This is a genomic window from Agrobacterium tumefaciens, assembly GCF_009649785.1.
Lineage (GTDB): Bacteria > Pseudomonadota > Alphaproteobacteria > Rhizobiales > Rhizobiaceae > Agrobacterium > Agrobacterium tumefaciens.
The window spans coordinates 67996-85114 of record NZ_WJOK01000020.1 but is presented as its reverse complement, the minus strand read 5'-3'; the positions used below and the strand labels follow the sequence as shown (position 1 = coordinate 85114).

At 59.3% G+C, this 17119-nt stretch carries 14 protein-coding genes; 6 read left to right on the top strand and 8 right to left on the bottom strand.

Annotated elements, in window-relative coordinates; translation table 11 throughout:
• Positions 1–111: 111 nt before the first annotated feature.
• The gene (locus GH784_RS20075; RefSeq protein WP_035198927.1) at positions 112–1749 is read left to right on the top strand and encodes a CTP synthase; all 1638 of its coding nucleotides are present in this window, start codon (positions 112–114) and stop codon (positions 1747–1749) included.
• Positions 1750–1815: 66 nt separating this feature from the next.
• Here GH784_RS20075 and GH784_RS20070 read toward each other — a convergent pair whose 3' ends face one another.
• Both GH784_RS20070 and fumC read right to left on the bottom strand, forming a co-directional pair.
• Positions 1816–2748, bottom strand: a complete 933-nt coding sequence (locus GH784_RS20070) for an alpha/beta hydrolase (protein WP_065702478.1) — start codon at positions 2746–2748, stop codon at positions 1816–1818.
• A 208-nt stretch (positions 2749–2956) separates the two neighbouring features.
• Complete coding sequence (gene fumC / locus GH784_RS20065; protein ID WP_026330925.1) at positions 2957–4348, bottom strand: class II fumarate hydratase; 1392 nt, start codon at positions 4346–4348, stop codon at positions 2957–2959.
• Positions 4349–4756: 408 nt separating this feature from the next.
• Between fumC and GH784_RS20060 the strand changes: the two genes are divergently transcribed.
• A complete protein-coding gene (locus GH784_RS20060; RefSeq protein WP_083211496.1) occupies positions 4757–6694 on the top strand; it encodes a L,D-transpeptidase family protein in 1938 nt (645 codons plus the stop codon).
• Positions 6695–6929: 235 nt separating this feature from the next.
• Here the strand turns inward: GH784_RS20060 and GH784_RS20055 are convergent, their stop codons facing one another.
• On the bottom strand, positions 6930–7631 hold the full coding sequence (locus tag GH784_RS20055) for an HAD family hydrolase (RefSeq protein WP_065702480.1): 702 nt from the start codon (positions 7629–7631) through the stop codon (positions 6930–6932).
• Positions 7632–7823: 192 nt separating this feature from the next.
• On the opposite strand from GH784_RS20055, the gene rpiA reads away from it, so the two are divergent.
• The 4 genes from rpiA to GH784_RS20035 all read left to right on the top strand — a co-directional run bounded on the left by rpiA (position 7824) and on the right by GH784_RS20035 (position 12286).
• Complete coding sequence (gene rpiA, locus GH784_RS20050; protein ID WP_003515412.1) at positions 7824–8519, top strand: ribose-5-phosphate isomerase RpiA; 696 nt, start codon at positions 7824–7826, stop codon at positions 8517–8519.
• A gap of 16 nt (positions 8520–8535) precedes the next feature.
• Positions 8536–9102 (top strand): DUF2059 domain-containing protein, encoded by a 567-nt coding sequence (locus tag GH784_RS20045; RefSeq protein ID WP_013636215.1) that lies wholly within the window; start codon positions 8536–8538, stop codon positions 9100–9102.
• A 168-nt stretch (positions 9103–9270) separates the two neighbouring features.
• The gene (gene gor, locus GH784_RS20040) at positions 9271–10659 is read left to right on the top strand and encodes a glutathione-disulfide reductase (protein WP_065702481.1); all 1389 of its coding nucleotides are present in this window, start codon (positions 9271–9273) and stop codon (positions 10657–10659) included.
• Positions 10660–10909: 250 nt separating this feature from the next.
• Positions 10910–12286 (top strand): class II 3-deoxy-7-phosphoheptulonate synthase, encoded by a 1377-nt coding sequence (locus tag GH784_RS20035; protein WP_003515403.1) that lies wholly within the window; start codon positions 10910–10912, stop codon positions 12284–12286.
• A 67-nt stretch (positions 12287–12353) separates the two neighbouring features.
• Here the strand turns inward: GH784_RS20035 and GH784_RS20030 are convergent, their stop codons facing one another.
• The 5 genes from GH784_RS20030 to sfsA all read right to left on the bottom strand — a co-directional run bounded on the left by GH784_RS20030 (position 12354) and on the right by sfsA (position 17106).
• Complete coding sequence (locus GH784_RS20030; RefSeq protein WP_065702482.1) at positions 12354–14093, bottom strand: TadG family pilus assembly protein; 1740 nt, start codon at positions 14091–14093, stop codon at positions 12354–12356.
• Position 14094: 1 nt separating this feature from the next.
• On the bottom strand, positions 14095–14517 hold the full coding sequence (locus GH784_RS20025; protein ID WP_003515401.1) for a TadE/TadG family type IV pilus assembly protein: 423 nt from the start codon (positions 14515–14517) through the stop codon (positions 14095–14097).
• A 146-nt stretch (positions 14518–14663) separates the two neighbouring features.
• The gene (gene radC, locus GH784_RS20020; RefSeq protein WP_065702483.1) at positions 14664–15509 is read right to left on the bottom strand and encodes a RadC family protein; all 846 of its coding nucleotides are present in this window, start codon (positions 15507–15509) and stop codon (positions 14664–14666) included.
• A gap of 12 nt (positions 15510–15521) precedes the next feature.
• Positions 15522–16355 carry a type I methionyl aminopeptidase gene (gene map, locus GH784_RS20015; protein WP_025593534.1) on the bottom strand — a complete coding sequence of 278 codons (834 nt, stop codon included), beginning with the start codon at positions 16353–16355 and terminating at the stop codon, positions 15522–15524.
• 31 nt (positions 16356–16386) lie between these two features.
• Positions 16387–17106 carry a DNA/RNA nuclease SfsA gene (gene sfsA / locus GH784_RS20010; RefSeq protein WP_065702484.1) on the bottom strand — a complete coding sequence of 240 codons (720 nt, stop codon included), beginning with the start codon at positions 17104–17106 and terminating at the stop codon, positions 16387–16389.
• Positions 17107–17119: the final 13 nt, after the last annotated feature.

Genomic DNA, 17119 nt, shown 5'->3' with positions numbered 1-17119 from the left:
GCCGGTTTTCTTTTGTTCGCATTTCGCCACATCCCATTGCCAATTCGTCAACAGCGAATTTGCAACAGCATGAAATTTGGGCTGGCGGAATCAGAGGTAAAAAGGTATCCGGTGAATCCCATGGCGCGATATGTATTCATCACAGGCGGCGTGGTCTCCTCTCTCGGTAAGGGCATCGCAGCTGCGGCACTCGGAGCATTGCTGCAATCCCGTGGTTATCGGGTGCGGCTTCGCAAACTTGACCCCTATTTGAACGTCGATCCCGGCACGATGAGCCCGACACAGCACGGCGAAGTGTTTGTGACGGACGACGGTGCCGAGACGGACCTCGACCTTGGCCACTATGAACGCTTTACGGGGCGTTCGGCGACCAAGACCGACAACATCACCACTGGTCGCATCTACAAGAACATCATCGACAAGGAACGCCGCGGCGACTATCTCGGCGCGACCGTTCAGGTCATTCCGCATGTCACCAACGAGATCAAGGATTTCGTGACCGAAGGTAATGACGAGTACGACTTCGTCATCTGCGAAATCGGCGGCACAGTGGGTGATATCGAGGCGATGCCGTTCATGGAGGCGATCCGCCAGCTCGGCAACGACCTGCCGCGCGGCACCGCAATCTATGTTCACCTGACGCTGATGCCTTACATTCCGGCGGCCGGCGAATTGAAGACCAAGCCGACCCAGCATTCCGTGAAGGAGCTGCAGGCGCTTGGCATTCATCCCGATATCCTGCTGGTGCGCGCCGACCGGGAAATCCCGGAAGCGGAACGCCGCAAGCTTTCGCTGTTCTGCAACGTGCGTCCTTCCGCCGTCATTCAGGCGCTGGATGTTGCCAACATCTATGACGTTCCGATCGCCTACCACAATGAAGGTCTCGATTCGGAAGTGCTGGCCGCTTTCGGTATCGAACCGGCGCCGAAGCCGCGTCTGGAACAGTGGGAAGAGGTCTGCAACCGTATCCGCACGCCGGAAGGCGAGGTAACGATTGCGATCGTCGGCAAATATACCGGCCTCAAGGACGCCTACAAGTCGCTGATCGAGGCGCTGCATCACGGTGGTTTTGCCAACCGCGTCAAGGTCAAGCTGGAGTGGATCGAGTCGGAAGTCTTCGAAAAGGAAGATCCGACGCCCTATCTCGAAAAGGTCAACGGCATTCTGGTGCCGGGCGGTTTCGGCGAGCGCGGTTCGGAAGGCAAGATCATGGCGGCGCAGTTCGCCCGTGAGCGCAACGTGCCCTATTTCGGGATCTGCTTTGGCATGCAGATGGCAGTCGTGGAAGCGGCGCGTCATCTGGCCGGCATCGAGAATGCCTCCTCCACCGAATTCGGTCCGACGGCTGAGCCCGTCGTTGGCCTGATGACCGAGTGGGTAAAGGGCAACGAGCTGGAGAAGCGCTCCACCAAGGGCGATCTAGGCGGCACCATGCGTCTCGGCGCTTACAAGGCAGCGCTGAAGAAGGACACGAAGATCGCCGAAATCTACGGTTCCACGGATATTTCCGAGCGCCACCGCCACCGTTACGAGGTGAATGTGGACTATAAGGACCGGCTGGAAGAGTGCGGCCTCGTCTTCTCGGGCATGTCTCCTGATGGTGTGCTGCCGGAAACGGTGGAATATCCTGACCATCCCTGGTTCATCGGTGTGCAATACCACCCGGAACTCAAGAGCCGCCCGCTCGACCCGCATCCGCTGTTTGCCAGCTTCGTTGAAGCGGCGGTGGAGCAGAGCCGGCTGGTTTGATGGTTTGAATGATACGGAGAGGGCCGCTTTTGCGGCCCTTTTTTATTGGGGTGCGCACAGAAGGCGTCAGGCCAGAAGGTTGTGCTTCCTCAGCCATGCCTCATACCATCCAGGCCATTCTTGCGTGGGGGTTCCGGGCTTGCCCATGCCGAAGCCGTGGCCGCCAGAAATGATTGGGTGAAATTCGACATCCACATCCGCCTTCTCGCACGCCTGCTGCATGATACGGCTATTGGCGGGATTGGAAATCCGGTCGTCATCCGCCTGCGTGAGGAAGACCGGAGGGCAATCTTTGCTCACATGGCTTTCCACTGACCACTCTCGTGTTGCCTCGTCTGTCGGGTGCCTGCCGATAAGTGACCTCCGGGTCGATGTATGGTCATAGGGCGCTGCAAGCGTGATGACCGGATAGATCAGGGCCGCAACATCCGGCCGGGCTGATTGCCTGTCGATGTCATCGACTGCTTCGTAAGACGCAAAAGCCGAGCGGGCGGCGGCCAACCCCATCAAGTGCCCACCCGCAGAAAACCCAAGTGCGCCGATCCTGTACGGATCGATCTGCCGGTCCGAAGCGCGTGCACGCACCAGACGAAATGCGCGCTGCGCATCCTGAAGCGGTGCCAGCGGTCCAGCAGCCCATCCTTCAATCGGCAGACGGTAGGTGAGGACAAAAGCATAAATGCCTCTGGCCGCGAGCCAGCGTGCGGCGGGATAGGACTCCTTGCCTTCCTCGATGCGTTTATATCCACCGCCACCTGCAATGATCATTGCGGAACCATTTGGCTTTGCGGGAGCGAACACCTCCAGGCTCGGTACGGCAATGTTGGTGACAGCGCCTTTTTTGCTTATATCCGGGACGCCGTTCGGACCACTGCCTCCCGGAGGCGGGCCGGGCCAAAGCGAGATCCATTGCCGATCGCCTTGCGCAAACAGACTTGGGACTTTCATGGCCGTGGCGAGGAAGGCACCACCAAGAAGCAGGCTGCGGCGGCAGATCATGATGTCATCCTCAATCGTGCACCTGGTTTCGGCATTCTCTGCGGAAGAACAGCTTACGGGGACGATTTAAAAACACCAAGAGTGGTCAGTACAGGGACATCCCAATGCTTTGACCCTACACCACGGTCTCATCGCTCATCCGTCAATCGAACAAACAAAAAACGGGCCCGAAGGCCCGTTCTCTATGCCAGCGATAATCCCGACCGGCTTACTTCGGGCCGATCATGTTTTCCGGGCGCACATACTGGTCGAATTCCTCGTTCGTGAGGTATCCGCCGCCGACGGCCTCGTCGCGCAGTGTCGTGCCGTTCTTGTGCGCGGTCTTGGCGATCTTGGCGCAGATGTCGTAGCCGAGCTTGCTGTTGAGAGCCGTGACGAGCATCAGCGAGTTCTCGACGCCCTTCCTGATGTTGTCTTCGCGGGCTTCGATGCCGACGACGCAGTTGTCGGTGAAGGAGACGGCGGCATCGCCCAGAAGCTGGACCGACTGCAGGAAGTTGTAGGCCATCATCGGATTATAGACGTTCAGTTCGAAGTGCCCCTGCGAGCCTGCGAAGGAGAGCGCGGCATTGTTGCCGAAGATGTGGGCGCAAACCTGCGTCAGCGCTTCCGACTGCGTCGGGTTGACCTTGCCCGGCATGATCGATGAGCCGGGTTCGTTTTCCGGCAGCGACAATTCGCCAAGACCGGCGCGCGGGCCGGAGCCGAGGAAGCGGATGTCGTTGGCGATCTTGAACAGGGCTGCTGCTGCGGCATTGATCGCGCCATGCGAGAACACCATGGAATCGTGCGAGGCAAGCGCTTCGAACTTGTTCGGCGCCGTCACGAACGGCAGGCCGGTGATCTTGGAAATCTCTTCGGCAACCTTTTCAGCGAAACCGACGGGGGCGTTCAGGCCCGTGCCGACCGCCGTGCCGCCCTGGGCAAGCTTGGAAAGTGCGGGCAGGGTGAGTTCGATATTGGCAATCGCCGAGGCGACCTGCGCGGCATAACCGGAAAACTCCTGGCCGAGCGTCAGCGGCGTGGCATCCTGCGTGTGGGTGCGGCCGATCTTGATGATCTTTTCGAACTGCTTGACCTTGGCTTCCAGCGCCGTGTGCAGGTGCTTGAGGGCCGGCAGCAGGTGGTGAACGATCTCTTCCACGCAGGCGATGTGCATCGCCGTCGGATAGGTGTCGTTCGAGGACTGGCTCATATTGACGTGGTCGTTGGGGTGAACCGGCTTCTTGGTGCCCATTTCGCCGCCGAGCATCTCGATTGCGCGGTTGGAAATCACCTCATTGGCATTCATGTTGGATTGCGTGCCGGAGCCGGTCTGCCAGACGACCAGCGGGAAATGTTCAGTCAGCTTGCCGTCGATGACTTCCTGTGCGGCTGCGATGATGGCGTCGCCTACCTTGGGGTCGAGGCCTGCAAGCGCCATGTTTGCACGGGCGGCGGCCTGCTTGACGATGCCGAGCGCGCGAACGACAGAGGCGGGCTGCTTTTCCCAGCCGATCTTGAAGTTGCCGAGCGAGCGCTGCGCCTGCGCGCCCCAATAGCGATCGGCCTGAACTTCAATGGGTCCAAATGTATCGGTTTCCGTCCGTGTGGCTGTCATCAATCTTGCCTTTTTACTCGTTTTCCTCCGCCAAAACGGCACTTCGCCCGCCTTGCGCGCGCCGATATATAGAATCATCGCGCTGGCAATGAAAGCGTTGCGAGGCATGCCTGGCAGATATTTCCCTTGGGACAGGGCGATTTTGGCGCTCATCCTGCCCGGTTAAGAAAAAGACCTTGGCGTGTCATTTTTACTACGTCGATAAAAGCCCGGAAAACCGGGGTTTCACCGGCTTGGAACGGCTTGGCCAACCACGGCAAAGTGAATGAAATAAATAGAAATTTAACCATTCTCGCCAATTCTGGAAATTACGTTTTTATGGTTTTGGCCGTAATATGAGGTTCATTTCGGGTGCGTTCTGGACTTCGGCGTTTTCTTTTCAACGGGCCGTCTATCGGCTAGACAAGCATGAAACTGGATGCTCCGTCTTCGTTGGCGGCGCTGGGTGCTACGAGGATCAAATTGCAAGTCACATCTGGAAAAACATCGGCAGCGCTGGTGCTGGCTCTCGGTCTTTCCGTTTCCACCGCTCTTCCCGGCAGCGCCGGCGCGGTAACGCTGATGGACCTTTTGCGTGGCGGGCCTGGCAAGGTTGCGCGCGATCGCGGTGAAATGCCGCCAGCCGGTATCGTCACCTCGCCGCCGACGGTCGGACCGAGCGCCGATGCATCCGATCCCGAGCCTCTGCCGCGTGTTTCCGGTCCACGTTATTACGATTACAAGGCCGATACCGCACGCGCTGTGAACACCGCCAATTTCGGCGATGGTCTTGCCAATGTGAAGTTCAGCGCCACCCCCGAAATTGGCAAGGCTCTGGAAGCCTATTACGGTGCCGGCGGCAAGGCGCTCTGGGTTTCGGAAGGCGAGCTGACTGCCCGCGCGAACGCCGTCATGGCGTTTTTGGAGACTGTTGGCGAAAGCGGCCTCGATCCGGCCGATTACAGCATTTCAGTACCCGCAAAGGACGTAACCGCCAGCATCAGCGCAGGCGCGAACGCATCCGGCACGCCGGTGGAAGTGGCTTCCGCATCGACCTCCGACGCCTATCAGCGCGCGCAGATGCAGTTCGAGCTTGCGCTTTCCGCCAAGGTTCTGGCCTATGTGCAGGATACGACGCGTGGCCGTGTCGATCCGAACCGGCTGTCCGGTTACCACGATTTCAAGCGCAAGACGGTGAACCTTGCGCCCGTGCTGAAGCTTGCAGGCCTCAGCCCCGATATCGCAGCCTATCTGCGCAGCCGTGAACCTTCGAACGCCGAATATCTGGCGCTGAAGGCCGAACTGGCCCGGTTGCGCAGCGAGGGTGATGCGGCCAACACGGTCAAGGTTCCCGCCGATCTGGTGCTGAAACCCGGCAACAGCAGCGGCGACATGGCGAGCGTCGTCAAGGCAATCGAACATCGCGCTTCGCCTGCCTTCAAGGCGGAACATGCGGCGATCATTTCCGGCTACCAGCAGACGCCGGGTTATACGCCTGATCTCGTTGATCTGGTGAAGGCATTCCAGAGCGAAAACGGCCTGAAGGCCGACGGCGTCATCGGCCGCGCGACCGTGCGTGCCATGGTCGGCGAAAGCAACGACGCCCGGATTGCCAAGGTGCAGGTGGCGATGGAGCAGATCCGCTGGCTGCCGGCCGATCTCGGCCAGCGCTACGTCTTGATCAACCAGCCCGCCTTCATGGCCTATTACCACAATGACGGACAGGAACAGTTCGGCATGAAGGTGGTAGTCGGCTCCAAGGCCAACCAGACCTACTTCTTCCAGGACGAAATCCAGACCGTCGAATTCAACCCCTATTGGGGCGTTCCGCAGTCGATCATCGTCAACGAGATGCTGCCGAAGCTGCGCCGCGATCCGTCCTATCTCGACCGTCTGGGTTATGAGGTACAGGTGGGTGGCCGTGCGGTTTCTTCCACCAGCGTCAACTGGTTCGGCTCCACCAACGCCATTTCGGTGCGTCAGCCGCCAAGCAGCGACAATGCGCTGGGCGACCTGAAAATCCTGTTCCCGAATGCGCATGCCATTTACATGCATGATACGCCTGCCAAGAGCTTCTTCAACCGCGATATGCGGGCGCTGAGCCACGGCTGTATCCGTCTGGTCGACCCGCGCCGCATGGCGGCCGCTGTTCTTGGCACCAGCGTCGACAAGGTCAACGAGCAGATTGCAGCGGGCAAGAACCGCGCCGTGCAGGTGCCGGTGAAGATACCGGTCTACGTGGCCTATTTTACCGCCTGGCCGGACAAGGCCGGCAAGGTGCAGTTCTTCGACGACGTCTACGACCGTGACAGCTACGTCCAGAAGGCGTTTGCGGTAACGACGAAGGCGCGGGCCGCGTCGATTTGATAGAAATCACATTGAGAAAAAGAAAGCGCCGGAAACGGCGCTTTTTTTGTTTGATGGCAAAGTCGCCACATGAATGGTGGCGTTAAACGGCAGCATCCGCACTCCGCCATCCCGGACTTGGTCAGGGGTCCAGTGCGATCAGGTCTTTGATCGCGAAAGAGTTGTATCACGGCGCAGACGCGCCGTGGCTCGATGCCGGATCAAGCCCGGCATGACGGTGGAGAACAGCTCCGTCTCAAGCCGCAGCGGCGCCCTTTGAGACCAGCTGCTCGAACAGCGCGGGCGTCAACGCAGTGAAGTCATCTATCACGACATCCGGTTCGAGTTCGGCCATCGGCACATCCGAATAACCGAAGGTGACGCCGATCGAGGGGACGGCCGCATTTTTGGCGGCGAGAATGTCGTTGATGCTGTCACCCACCATGACCGAGCGCTGCGGGTCGCCGCCAGCCTTTTCGATGGTGCCGAGAATATGGCGTGCATCAGGCTTGCGGAAAGGGAAGGTGTCGCCACAGGTGATGGCGGCGAAATATCGGGTGAGATCCAGTTTTTCGAGCAGCGGGAGCGCAAGGATTTCGGTCTTGTTGGTGCAGACCGCGAGCGTGATGCCAGCTGACGAAAGCGCATCCAGTACGCTGACGATGCCGGGGTAGGGGCGGCTGTCGCCGGGCATTTCCGCGCGATAATGGTCAATGAAACGCTCGTACAGCGGCTCCAGTTCGGCTTCCGGCAATTCTACCTGACGCAGCGCGAAGGCCCGCTTGATCATCACGCGCGCGCCCTGGCCGACGAGATGCGTCAGGTCGTCATAGGTAACGGGGGCAAGACCAGCTGCGGCGATGGTGTGGTTGAGGCTCGAAACGAGATCGGCGGCGGTGTCGACGAGCGTACCATCGAGGTCGAAGATGGCGAGCGGGGAGAGCGGGCGGGATGTCACGGGAACTGGCCTCTTGAGAGAATGCTTTTGGCGATGATATCGGTGCGTTCGTTGTGGCCAAGCCTAGGCAAACGGCTTTGTCTTTGCAACCGCGCCACAACGTTCTGTTCGTTGCCTGCAAAAATGCTTTCGTTTGGCTTTCGACCCGTGTAAACAGCACGGCGACGACAAAGCTACCGGAGTTTCAGGCACATGGATGCCCGCCAGATGAAGATCAAGGCCGCCGAGGCCGCATTGTCCCATGTGCAAGACGGGATGCGACTTGGTATCGGCACGGGCTCTACAGCTGAGGAATTCGTCAGGCTTCTGGCGGAAAAGGTTGCTGCCGGCCTGAAGGTCGAAGGCGTGCCGACATCCGAGCGTACCGCGCGCCTTTGCGTGGAGCTTGGTGTGCCGCTGAAATCCCTCGATGAGTTGCCGGAACTGGACCTTACCATCGATGGCGCGGACGAAGTGGATCACGGCCTGCGACTCGTCAAGGGTGGTGGCGGTGCGCTTCTGCGCGAAAAGATCGTGGCGGCGGCATCCGCCCGCATGATCGTCATCGCCGACCAGAGCAAGGTTGTGGAGACGCTTGGCGCCTTTCCGCTTCCCATCGAAATCAATCCGTTCGGTCAGGTGGCGACACAGATAGCCATCGAGAAACTGGCGGCGCGGTCCGGCCTGTCGGGCGACCTGACGATGCGTTCGTCGGGCGACGGCGCCTTCATGACGGATGGTGGACACCTCATTCTCGACGCATCTTTTGGCCGTATTCCTGATGCAGAAGCGCTTGCACGCGAGCTGAACACTATCCCCGGTGTTGTCGAGCACGGACTTTTCATAAATTTGGCATCGCTTGCCATCATTGCGGGTCCTGAAGGCGCCCGCGTGATGCAGGCAGTATAACAGGAGCGAGATTTTCATGATCAAACTAGCGGGACTGGGCAAAGCTGCCGCTGCTTCGATCCTCATTTCCGGCATCGTGTTCGGTACTGCCGCACGCGCTCAGGAAATTTCGGAAGCGCATATCGCTGCCGCACGGCAGGCGATCGCCTCTCTTGGCGTTACTGACCGTTTCGATGATATCCTGCCGGGTCTGGCGGAACGTCTGAAGGCCGAACTCATTCAGGCATCGCCGAATGTGCAGGACGCGATCACCGCGACTGTCGACGCCAAGGCACTTGAGCTTGCGCCGCGCCGCGCCGATCTGGAACGCGAGGCAGCACTCACCTACGCGCGCGCCTTCTCCGTCGAAGAGCTGAACGCCATCTCCACCTTCTACAGCAGCGAAGCCGGCAAGAAGCTTCTGAAGGACGGCCCTATCGCCACGCGCGAACTGATGAAGGCTGCCGACATCTGGGCCGCGGGCATCAACCGCGATCTGAACACCTCCAGCATGACCGAATTGCAGAAGGTGGCCGGCGCTGATCTGAAGCCGCTTCCGGCCGATCAGGGCAACACCGGTGGCGCTCCGGCTCACAAGCCCTGAGTGAAATAGATAGAGCGTCGGGTCCCAAAGCTCACGTTCAGAAATATTCAAAGCCCGGCCGCAAGGTCGGGCTTTTCATTTGTGCATCGCAGCACCTATATGTGCCATGAATACGCCACAGCCCGCCTTGAGGCCGATGGCACGTGGTTTTGATCAGGGGTTTTGACTATGACAGCTTATGACTACGATCTTTTCGTTATCGGTGGCGGCTCGGGCGGCGTTCGCAGCGCTCGCGTTGCCGCCTCACTCGGCAAGCGTGTGGGAATTGCCGAGGAATACCGTTACGGCGGAACCTGCGTCATCCGTGGTTGCGTGCCGAAGAAGCTGTTCGTTTATGCCTCGCAATTTCCGGAGCATTTCGAGGATGCCGAAGGTTTCGGCTGGAGCGTTGGCGAGCGTCGTTTCGACTGGAAAAAGCTGATCGAAGCGAAAGACAGGGAAATTACCCGTCTCGAAGGGCTGTACCGCAAGGGTTTGGATAACGCCAAGGCCGATATTTTGGACAGCCGTGCAGAGCTTGTCGATGCGCATACCGTGAAGCTGACGAAGACTGGTGAGACCTTCACGGCCGAGCGTATCGTGATTGCCGTTGGCGGTACGCCGAACGAACACAAGGCGCTGCCCGGCCACGAGCTGACGATCTCCTCCAACGAGGCTTTCGACCTGGAAGAACTGCCGAAATCGATCCTGATCGCTGGCGGTGGTTACATCGCCGTGGAATTCGCCAATATCTTCCACGGACTCGGTGTCGAAACGACGCTGATCTATCGCGGCAAGGAAATCCTTTCGCGCTTCGATCACGATATGCGCAAGGGCCTTCATGAAGCGATGGAAGCCAAGGGCATTCGCATCATTCTTGAAGACGTCATTCAGGAAGTGAGCAAGGACGGTGCGGGCGGCTTTGTGGCACGCACGAAGCAGGGCAACTCGCTGCATGTCGGCCTGGTGATGCTGGCGCTCGGTCGCGATCCGAATACGCATGGTCTAGGCCTTGAAAATGCCGGTGTGAAGGTGGATGCGCGCGGCGCGATCATCGTAGATGAGTATTCGCGCACGAACGTTCCTAGTATCTTCGCACTGGGTGACGTCACCGATCGGGTACAGCTGACGCCGGTGGCGATCCACGAGGCCATGTGCTTCATCGAAACCGAGTACAAGAACAACCCGACCAAGCCGGACCACGAGCTTATTGCCACTGCGGTGTTCTCGCAGCCGGAAATCGGCACGGTTGGACTTTCTGAAGAGGAAGCGGGCAAGAAATACCCGGAACTGGAAGTCTATCGCGCGCAGTTCCGTCCGATGAAGGCAACGCTGTCCGGGCGTCAGGAAAAGACGATCATGAAGCTGATCGTCAATGCCGCCGACCGTAGGGTCGTCGGCGCGCATATTCTCGGCCACGAGGCGGGCGAAATGGCGCAGCTCCTCGGCATCACGCTGAAGGCCGGATGCACCAAGGACGATTTCGATCGCACCATGGCGGTTCATCCGACAGCGGCCGAGGAACTGGTGACGATGTATTCGCCAAGCTACCGCGTGGTGAACGGCGAGCGCGTGTAACGCCGTCGCTTGCGCGACGTGATCACGTCTCCGCCTTGCTCGCCACCACTTGAAAACCGTTGTTTTCCGGGTGGTGGCGGGTTTATTAAATCGTTTGAATTGACTTTTATGCACGTTAAACGCCCAAAACGGGCGGAATGGGCCCGATGGCCCTGACATCGGCTATGCAAAGCCTGTGCTTGGAGCTATAAGCCGCTCAATTTTTCGAGGCGGTCGTGCACAAATGCGCGGGCGAGAAAAGGGTAAGGACATGGCACAGAATTGGACACCCGGCAGTTGGCGGCAGAAACCGATCCAGCAGGTTCCCGAATATCCTGACGCGGCAGCGCTTGCGGCGACGGAAGCCACGCTTGCGACCTATCCGCCGCTCGTTTTTGCCGGTGAAGCCCGCCGCCTGAAAAAGCAGCTTGCCAATGTGGCAGACGGCAACGCCTTTCTGTTGCAGGGTGGCGATTGCGCCGAAAGCTTCCTCGAGCATGGCGCGGATAATATCCGCGACTTCTTCCGCGCTTTCCTGCAGATGGCTGTCGTCCTGACCTATGGTGCGCAGCTGCCGGTGGTGAAAGTCGGTCGTATTGCCGGTCAGTTCGCCAAGCCCCGCTCTTCGAACGTGGAAGTGCTCGATGGCGTGACGCTGCCGTCCTACCGCGGCGACATCATCAACGGCATCGAGTTCAATGAGACCTCGCGTGTGCCGAACCCCGAGCGTCAGCTCGACGCGTACCGCCAGTCGGCGGCGACGCTTAACCTGCTGCGCGCTTTCGCAATGGGCGGCTACGCCAACCTTGAAAACGTCCACCAGTGGATGCTCGGCTTCATCAAGGACAGCCCGCAGGCGGATCGTTACCGCAAGCTGGCTGACCGGATTTCCGAGACCATGAACTTCATGCAGGCAATCGGCATCAGCGCAGAAAACAATCCTAGCCTGCGCGAAACCGATTTCTTCACCAGCCACGAGGCTCTGCTGCTCGGTTACGAAGAGGCGCTGACCCGCGTCGATTCGACCTCCGGTGACTGGTATGCCACGTCGGGCCACATGATCTGGATCGGCGACCGCACGCGTCAGCTCGACCATGCGCATGTGGAATATTTCCGCGGCATCAAGAACCCGATCGGCCTGAAGTGCGGACCGTCGCTGACGCCGGATAATCTGATCGAGCTGATCGACGCGCTGAACCCTGCAAACGAGGCCGGCCGTCTGACGCTGATCTGCCGTTTCGGCCACGACAAGGTGGCGGACAGCCTGCCGAAGCTCATCCGTGCCGTGGAGAAAGAGGGCCGCAAGGTGGTCTGGTCCTGCGATCCGATGCATGGCAACACCATCACGCTCAACCACTACAAGACGCGTCCGTTCGAGCGCATCCTGTCGGAAGTCGAAAGCTTCTTCCAGATCCACCGTGCCGAAGGCACACATCCGGGCGGCATCCACATCGAGATGACCGGCAAGGACGTGACCGAGTGCACCGGCGGCGCCCGCGCCGTAACGGCGGATTCGCTGTCGGATCGTTACCACACCCATTGCGATCCGCGTCTCAACGCCGATCAGGCACTGGAGCTGGCTTTCCTTCTGTCCGAGCGCATGAAGAGCGGCCGGGACGAGAAGCGTCTGGCAATTGCTACTGCCTGACAGAGGCAGATCAAACAAAAAAGCCGCCGGATACTGCCGGCGGCTTTTTTTATGGTTGTCGGCCTGATTACTGGACGAGTGCCGGCTGCTGGCAGCGAACGTCGGTGACGCGCACATCGGCTTCGCCGATCTTGACGCCGAGTACCAGCAGCACGTTGTAGAGCAGCTGATCCACGGGCGCCGTGACTGCCGCGAGCGTGTTGGCAAGCGCTGACTGGATGCCCGCCAGACCTCCCAGATCGATATTAAGGAAGAGAAGCCTGATATCCAGATTGAGGTTCTTCAGCAGTGAACTGACAAGAGTGGTAACGGTATCCTTGGTGGAAACACTCTTGATCTTGGCCTGGGTGATATCCGACTGGGTAAAGGTCAGCTTGGTCTTCGTCATGTTCGTGGCATTGATGAGGGCGCTGCCATTGATGGCGAGCAGGGCCGAATCCACGATCGCCGTCTTGGTGACGCGCGGATCCTTGCCGAAATTGGCAAAGGCCGTGGTATCGACATTGCCAAGCGCGATTTCTGCGACGCCGGGAACGACTTCGACATCGACCGTACCCTGTCCGCCGCCCGTGCAGCGAATGTCGGCGAGCCGCGCTTCGGCATGGGCGACTTCCACATAGAGCGGAATATTGACCTTCAGACCGGCAATCGCCTGAAGCCCGTCAACCACGACACTGACCGCCAGACGGGTTTGTGCGGTGCGCACCACCGTGCCCTGGCCGCCGACGGCAAGCGACGGCGTTTCGACGGGTGGCTCACCGATGGCGAGCGTCGTCTTGACCGAGGCGAGACCGAGAAGATTGGCGTTGAGGTTGAGCGCCAGCTGGTTGCCGCCATTGCCTGCCACGGCAGCGGCGTTGAGAAGATCGAAGACGCCTGCGGTGACCTTGAGGTTTTCGCCGCTACCGATCAGCTTGTCCGAGAACGGGCCGAGATTGAGGATTTCTTCAAGCTTGAGCTTGATGTTGCTCTTGTTAGCGGTTTTTGCCAGCGTCTTCAGAATGTTGGCCACAGCCGGCTGCAGGCCGGTGGTCTTCGTCAGCGCGTCCAGGAATTTGCCGTAGGTGATTTCCGTCTTCAGGACATCCTTGTAGGTGCTGGCTGTCAGGTTGAGATCGACAGCCAGCGCTTCGACGACATGCAGCGCGTTGACATCAGCAGCCACAAGCGCCTGGTAATCCATAACCTTGAGCGAGACCGTGGTGCCGAGCAGGCCGCCGAGCAGGCTGTTCAAAATGCCTTCATCGAGGCTCGCCAGTCGCGAGCCCACCGAAAATGCCGCGATCTTTTGGGATGAGGCCGTTCCGGCCGCGGAAATCTTGGGCGGCGTGGTGAAGGCGGAAGCAAAGAATATCTGACCCTTTTCGACGATATTCACTTTCATCGCATTGGTGGGAAGTGCATTTTCGACGAAACGCTGGCCGACAGGCAGGGTCGCGTCCGGCTCATAGTGACCTTTGACGACTTCGGCATAACCGTTGCTCTTGGCAAATTCGTTCAAGGGGTCGAAAGGTTGAAGACCGTCCACGGTCAAGAGGCCATTCGGTGTCTTGACCCCGAGATTCATGCCGTTGAGGGCGAAATATTGCTGGACCGCCTTTTCGGGATCAGCGGCATTGGCCGCCGCTGATATGGCCGCAAGATCGGCGGTCTGCTGCAATTGCCGCTTCTGCAGGGTCAGATAGCCATAGTCGACGCCAAGCGCCAATATGCCGATGAAAAGCGGTGCGGTAAGCCCGGCCGAGATGGCGATGTTGCCTGTGCGATCCTTCAGGAAACGGGGAAGCAAAGAAGAGATATTTTGCATGTCATGCTCCTCCGATCCGGATTGTGGAAAAACGCCGAATGACCGGCTCTGGCAGGGTGTAGCTGTAGAGGCTCCAGATCGGCAGATCACGGGCGTCATATTCCACCTTGACCGTGAATTGGTTGGCATTGGCGGGATCGGTGGCGACGTTGACCGTGAAACGCGTCTTGTCCATGAAGGCGTAGCTGAGGTCACTTTTGGTGACGAAATCACGGGCCAGCTGCTGGCGCTCGGTCGTATTCAGTCCGGCAACTGCCGTCCTTGCCGCGTCGGCGGCGATCTGCTGCACAGAATAGGCGGCCATCAGGTAGATACCGTAGGCAATCATTGTCAGCAGGACGAGAAAGAAAATCGGCGCGACGATGGCGAACTCGACAGCGGACGAGCCGGATCGATCACGAAGGAAATGCACTCCATTACGCATAAAGCACCCCCGTTTCTTCAGGCACCAAAGTCAGATGCCTTTATTCTTATTTTCGGAAATGCTAATTTATAGGTGTTAATTTTGTATTGATGTCGCTCTTATGGGTTGCAGGCCGGGAAAGGCCTTCGCGTTGATACCCATGGATTTCAGATCAGCCGAAGCCCTTTGAAGCTGGCGTGGCCGTCTTTGCCGATGATGATGTGGTCGTGCACTGCTATCCCCAGCGGCTTTGCCGTATCGATGATGGTTTTGGTCATCTCGATATCGGCACGCGAGGGGGTAGGGTCTCCACTCGGATGATTATGTATTAAAATCAAAGCTGTAGAGGAAAGTTCGAGGGCGCGGCGCACCACTTCGCGCGGGTAAACCGGCGTGTGGTCCACGGTTCCCTGACCCTGCACCTCGTCGGCGATCAGGACGTTGCGCTTGTCGAGGAACAGGATGCGGAATTGTTCGCGGGTTTCATGGGCCATGGCGGCATGGCAATAGTCGATGACGGAAGACCAGGAGCCGAGAATCTGCTTGTTGCGGATTTCGCCCTTCAGCATGCGCTGGGAAACGGAGGCGACGAGCTTCAGATCGAGCGCCACGGCCTCACCCACGCCCTTCACCTCCTGCAACAGCGGCAGCGGCGCGCCGAGCACCCCGCCAAGGGTACCAAAGCGGGCGATCAACGCTTTGGCGATGGGTTTGGTATCACGCCTCGGTATCAGCCGGAAAAGCAGAAGCTCCAGCAGTTCGTAATCGGCAAGGGCGGTATCGCCGCCGTCGCGATAACGCGCCCGCAGCCTGTCCCGATGGCCGTGATAGTGTGCGATCTCCGCTTCCGGCTCCGCAACGGCTGCGGGGTTTTCCGAGGCCTTCTTCACCGCACTTCGCGGTTCGGCAAAGAAGCCGCGCTCATCCGTTCCGTCGAACAGATCGCCGTTTCCCGCCTGAAAGCCGGAGGTCGATGGAAGATCGGCGGAAGGCGGGGCAGGGCGTTTTGCCATGGCGGTCTGGCCTTATGCGAGTGGCGGCAGGCCCGGACGGTCAAAGCCGCCCGGCGACAGTGTGAAGATTTCGCAACCGGTCGCGGTTACGCCGACCGCATGTTCGTATTGTGCGGAAAGGGAGCGGTCGCGCGTTACTGCCGTCCAGCCATCGGAAAGTACCTTCACATGCGGCTTGCCGAGGTTGATCATCGGCTCGATGGTGAAGATCATGCCCTCGCGAATCTCCGGGCCTTCGTCCGGGCGGCCGTAGTGCAGGATATTGGGGGTGTCGTGGAACAGGCGTCCAACGCCGTGGCCGCAGAAATCACGCACCACCGAGCAGCGTTCCGCCTCGGCATAGGCCTGAATAGCCGCGCCGATCGCGCCGGTGCGCGCACCCGGTTTCACTGCCGCGATGCCGAGCATCAGGCATTCATAGGTCACTTCCATCAGACGTTCAGCTGCGCGCTTGATCGTGCCAACCGGATACATGCGGCTCGAATCGCCGTGCCAGCCGTCCAGAATATAGGTCACGTCGATATTGACGATTTCGCCTTCACGCAGCGGCTTTGCGTCCGGAATGCCGTGGCAGACCACATGGTTGATAGAGGTGCAGACGGATTTCGTATAACCGCGGTAATTCAGTGTTGCCGGCAAAGCGCCATGGTCGGCGCCGAACTCGAAGACGAAACGGTCGATGGCATCAGTCGTCACACCCGGCTTGACGATTGCCGCCAGTTCGTCGAGGCAACGCGCCGTCAGCTGGCACGCCTTGCGCATCCCGTCGAAATCCTCAGGGGTATAAAGGCGGATGACGCCGGTATTCTTGAGGGGGGCGGAGGCTGCGTCGATATAGGTGACCATCATAGTGCTTTCTGTCTCTTTACGTCCCTGTTCATAAAACAGCCGGACGCCATTCGTCCATCTTAACCGTTCCCGTGACTGAAATTTGTGCCGGGGAAACGTCGCATTTCACCGCATAGGCCTCCACGCCGCGCGACATGGCTCGCTGAAACGCCAGCGCATAGACCGGATCCAGATCATCGCAGATGCGCATCCGGTCGCAATCGTTGCGCTGAATGAGATAGAGCATCACCGCGCGGTGACCTTCCTCCGCTGCGTCGCCCAGCTCCTCCAGATGTTTGGCGCCGCGTTTGGTGGCGGTATCAGGGAATTCGGCCAGACCTTTTTCGCGCATGAAATGAACGTTCTTTACTTCCACATAGGCATCCGGCCGCCCAATTTCGGAAAGCAGGAAATCGATGCGGGAATTGCGGCCGTATTTCTGCTCGCGCCGGATCGTCGAATAGCCGGCAAGCTGCGGGATACGGCCATTGAGAATCGCTTCTTCCGCCAGCCGGTTCGGCATGCCGGTATTGATGCCGACCACGGTGCCATCGGCCTCGACCATTTCCAGCATATGCCGGTACTTGCGGGTTGGGCTGTCATGCTCGGACAGCCAGATACGCGAGCCGGGCGTGGTCAATCCGCGCATGGAGCCGGTATTGGGGCAGGAGCCTGTAATCGCCGTGCCGTCCTCCAGAACAGCGTCGAAGAGGAAACGCTTGTAGCGGGCGATCAGCGTGGCGGGAACGAGTGGGGGCGTGAAGAGCATGTGGCCTGAAAGG

What these genes read in the sequence shown, in the direction of transcription:
- GH784_RS20060 (WP_083211496.1), top strand. Translation starts at nt 4,757, where the DNA reads ATGAAACTGGATGCTCCGTCTTCGTTGGCGGCGCTGGGTGCTACGAGG.
- GH784_RS20030 (WP_065702482.1), bottom strand. Translation starts at nt 14,093, where the DNA reads ATGCAAAATATCTCTTCTTTGCTTCCCCGTTTCCTGAAGGATCGCACA.
- GH784_RS20070 (WP_065702478.1), bottom strand. Translation starts at nt 2,748, where the DNA reads ATGATCTGCCGCCGCAGCCTGCTTCTTGGTGGTGCCTTCCTCGCCACG.
- GH784_RS20035 (WP_003515403.1), top strand. Translation starts at nt 10,910, where the DNA reads ATGGCACAGAATTGGACACCCGGCAGTTGGCGGCAGAAACCGATCCAG.
- gor (WP_065702481.1), top strand. Translation starts at nt 9,271, where the DNA reads ATGACAGCTTATGACTACGATCTTTTCGTTATCGGTGGCGGCTCGGGC.
- GH784_RS20025 (WP_003515401.1), bottom strand. Translation starts at nt 14,517, where the DNA reads ATGCGTAATGGAGTGCATTTCCTTCGTGATCGATCCGGCTCGTCCGCT.
- GH784_RS20045 (WP_013636215.1), top strand. Translation starts at nt 8,536, where the DNA reads ATGATCAAACTAGCGGGACTGGGCAAAGCTGCCGCTGCTTCGATCCTC.
- radC (WP_065702483.1), bottom strand. Translation starts at nt 15,509, where the DNA reads ATGGCAAAACGCCCTGCCCCGCCTTCCGCCGATCTTCCATCGACCTCC.
- map (WP_025593534.1), bottom strand. Translation starts at nt 16,355, where the DNA reads ATGGTCACCTATATCGACGCAGCCTCCGCCCCCCTCAAGAATACCGGC.
- sfsA (WP_065702484.1), bottom strand. Translation starts at nt 17,106, where the DNA reads ATGCTCTTCACGCCCCCACTCGTTCCCGCCACGCTGATCGCCCGCTAC.
- rpiA (WP_003515412.1), top strand. Translation starts at nt 7,824, where the DNA reads ATGGATGCCCGCCAGATGAAGATCAAGGCCGCCGAGGCCGCATTGTCC.
- fumC (WP_026330925.1), bottom strand. Translation starts at nt 4,348, where the DNA reads ATGACAGCCACACGGACGGAAACCGATACATTTGGACCCATTGAAGTT.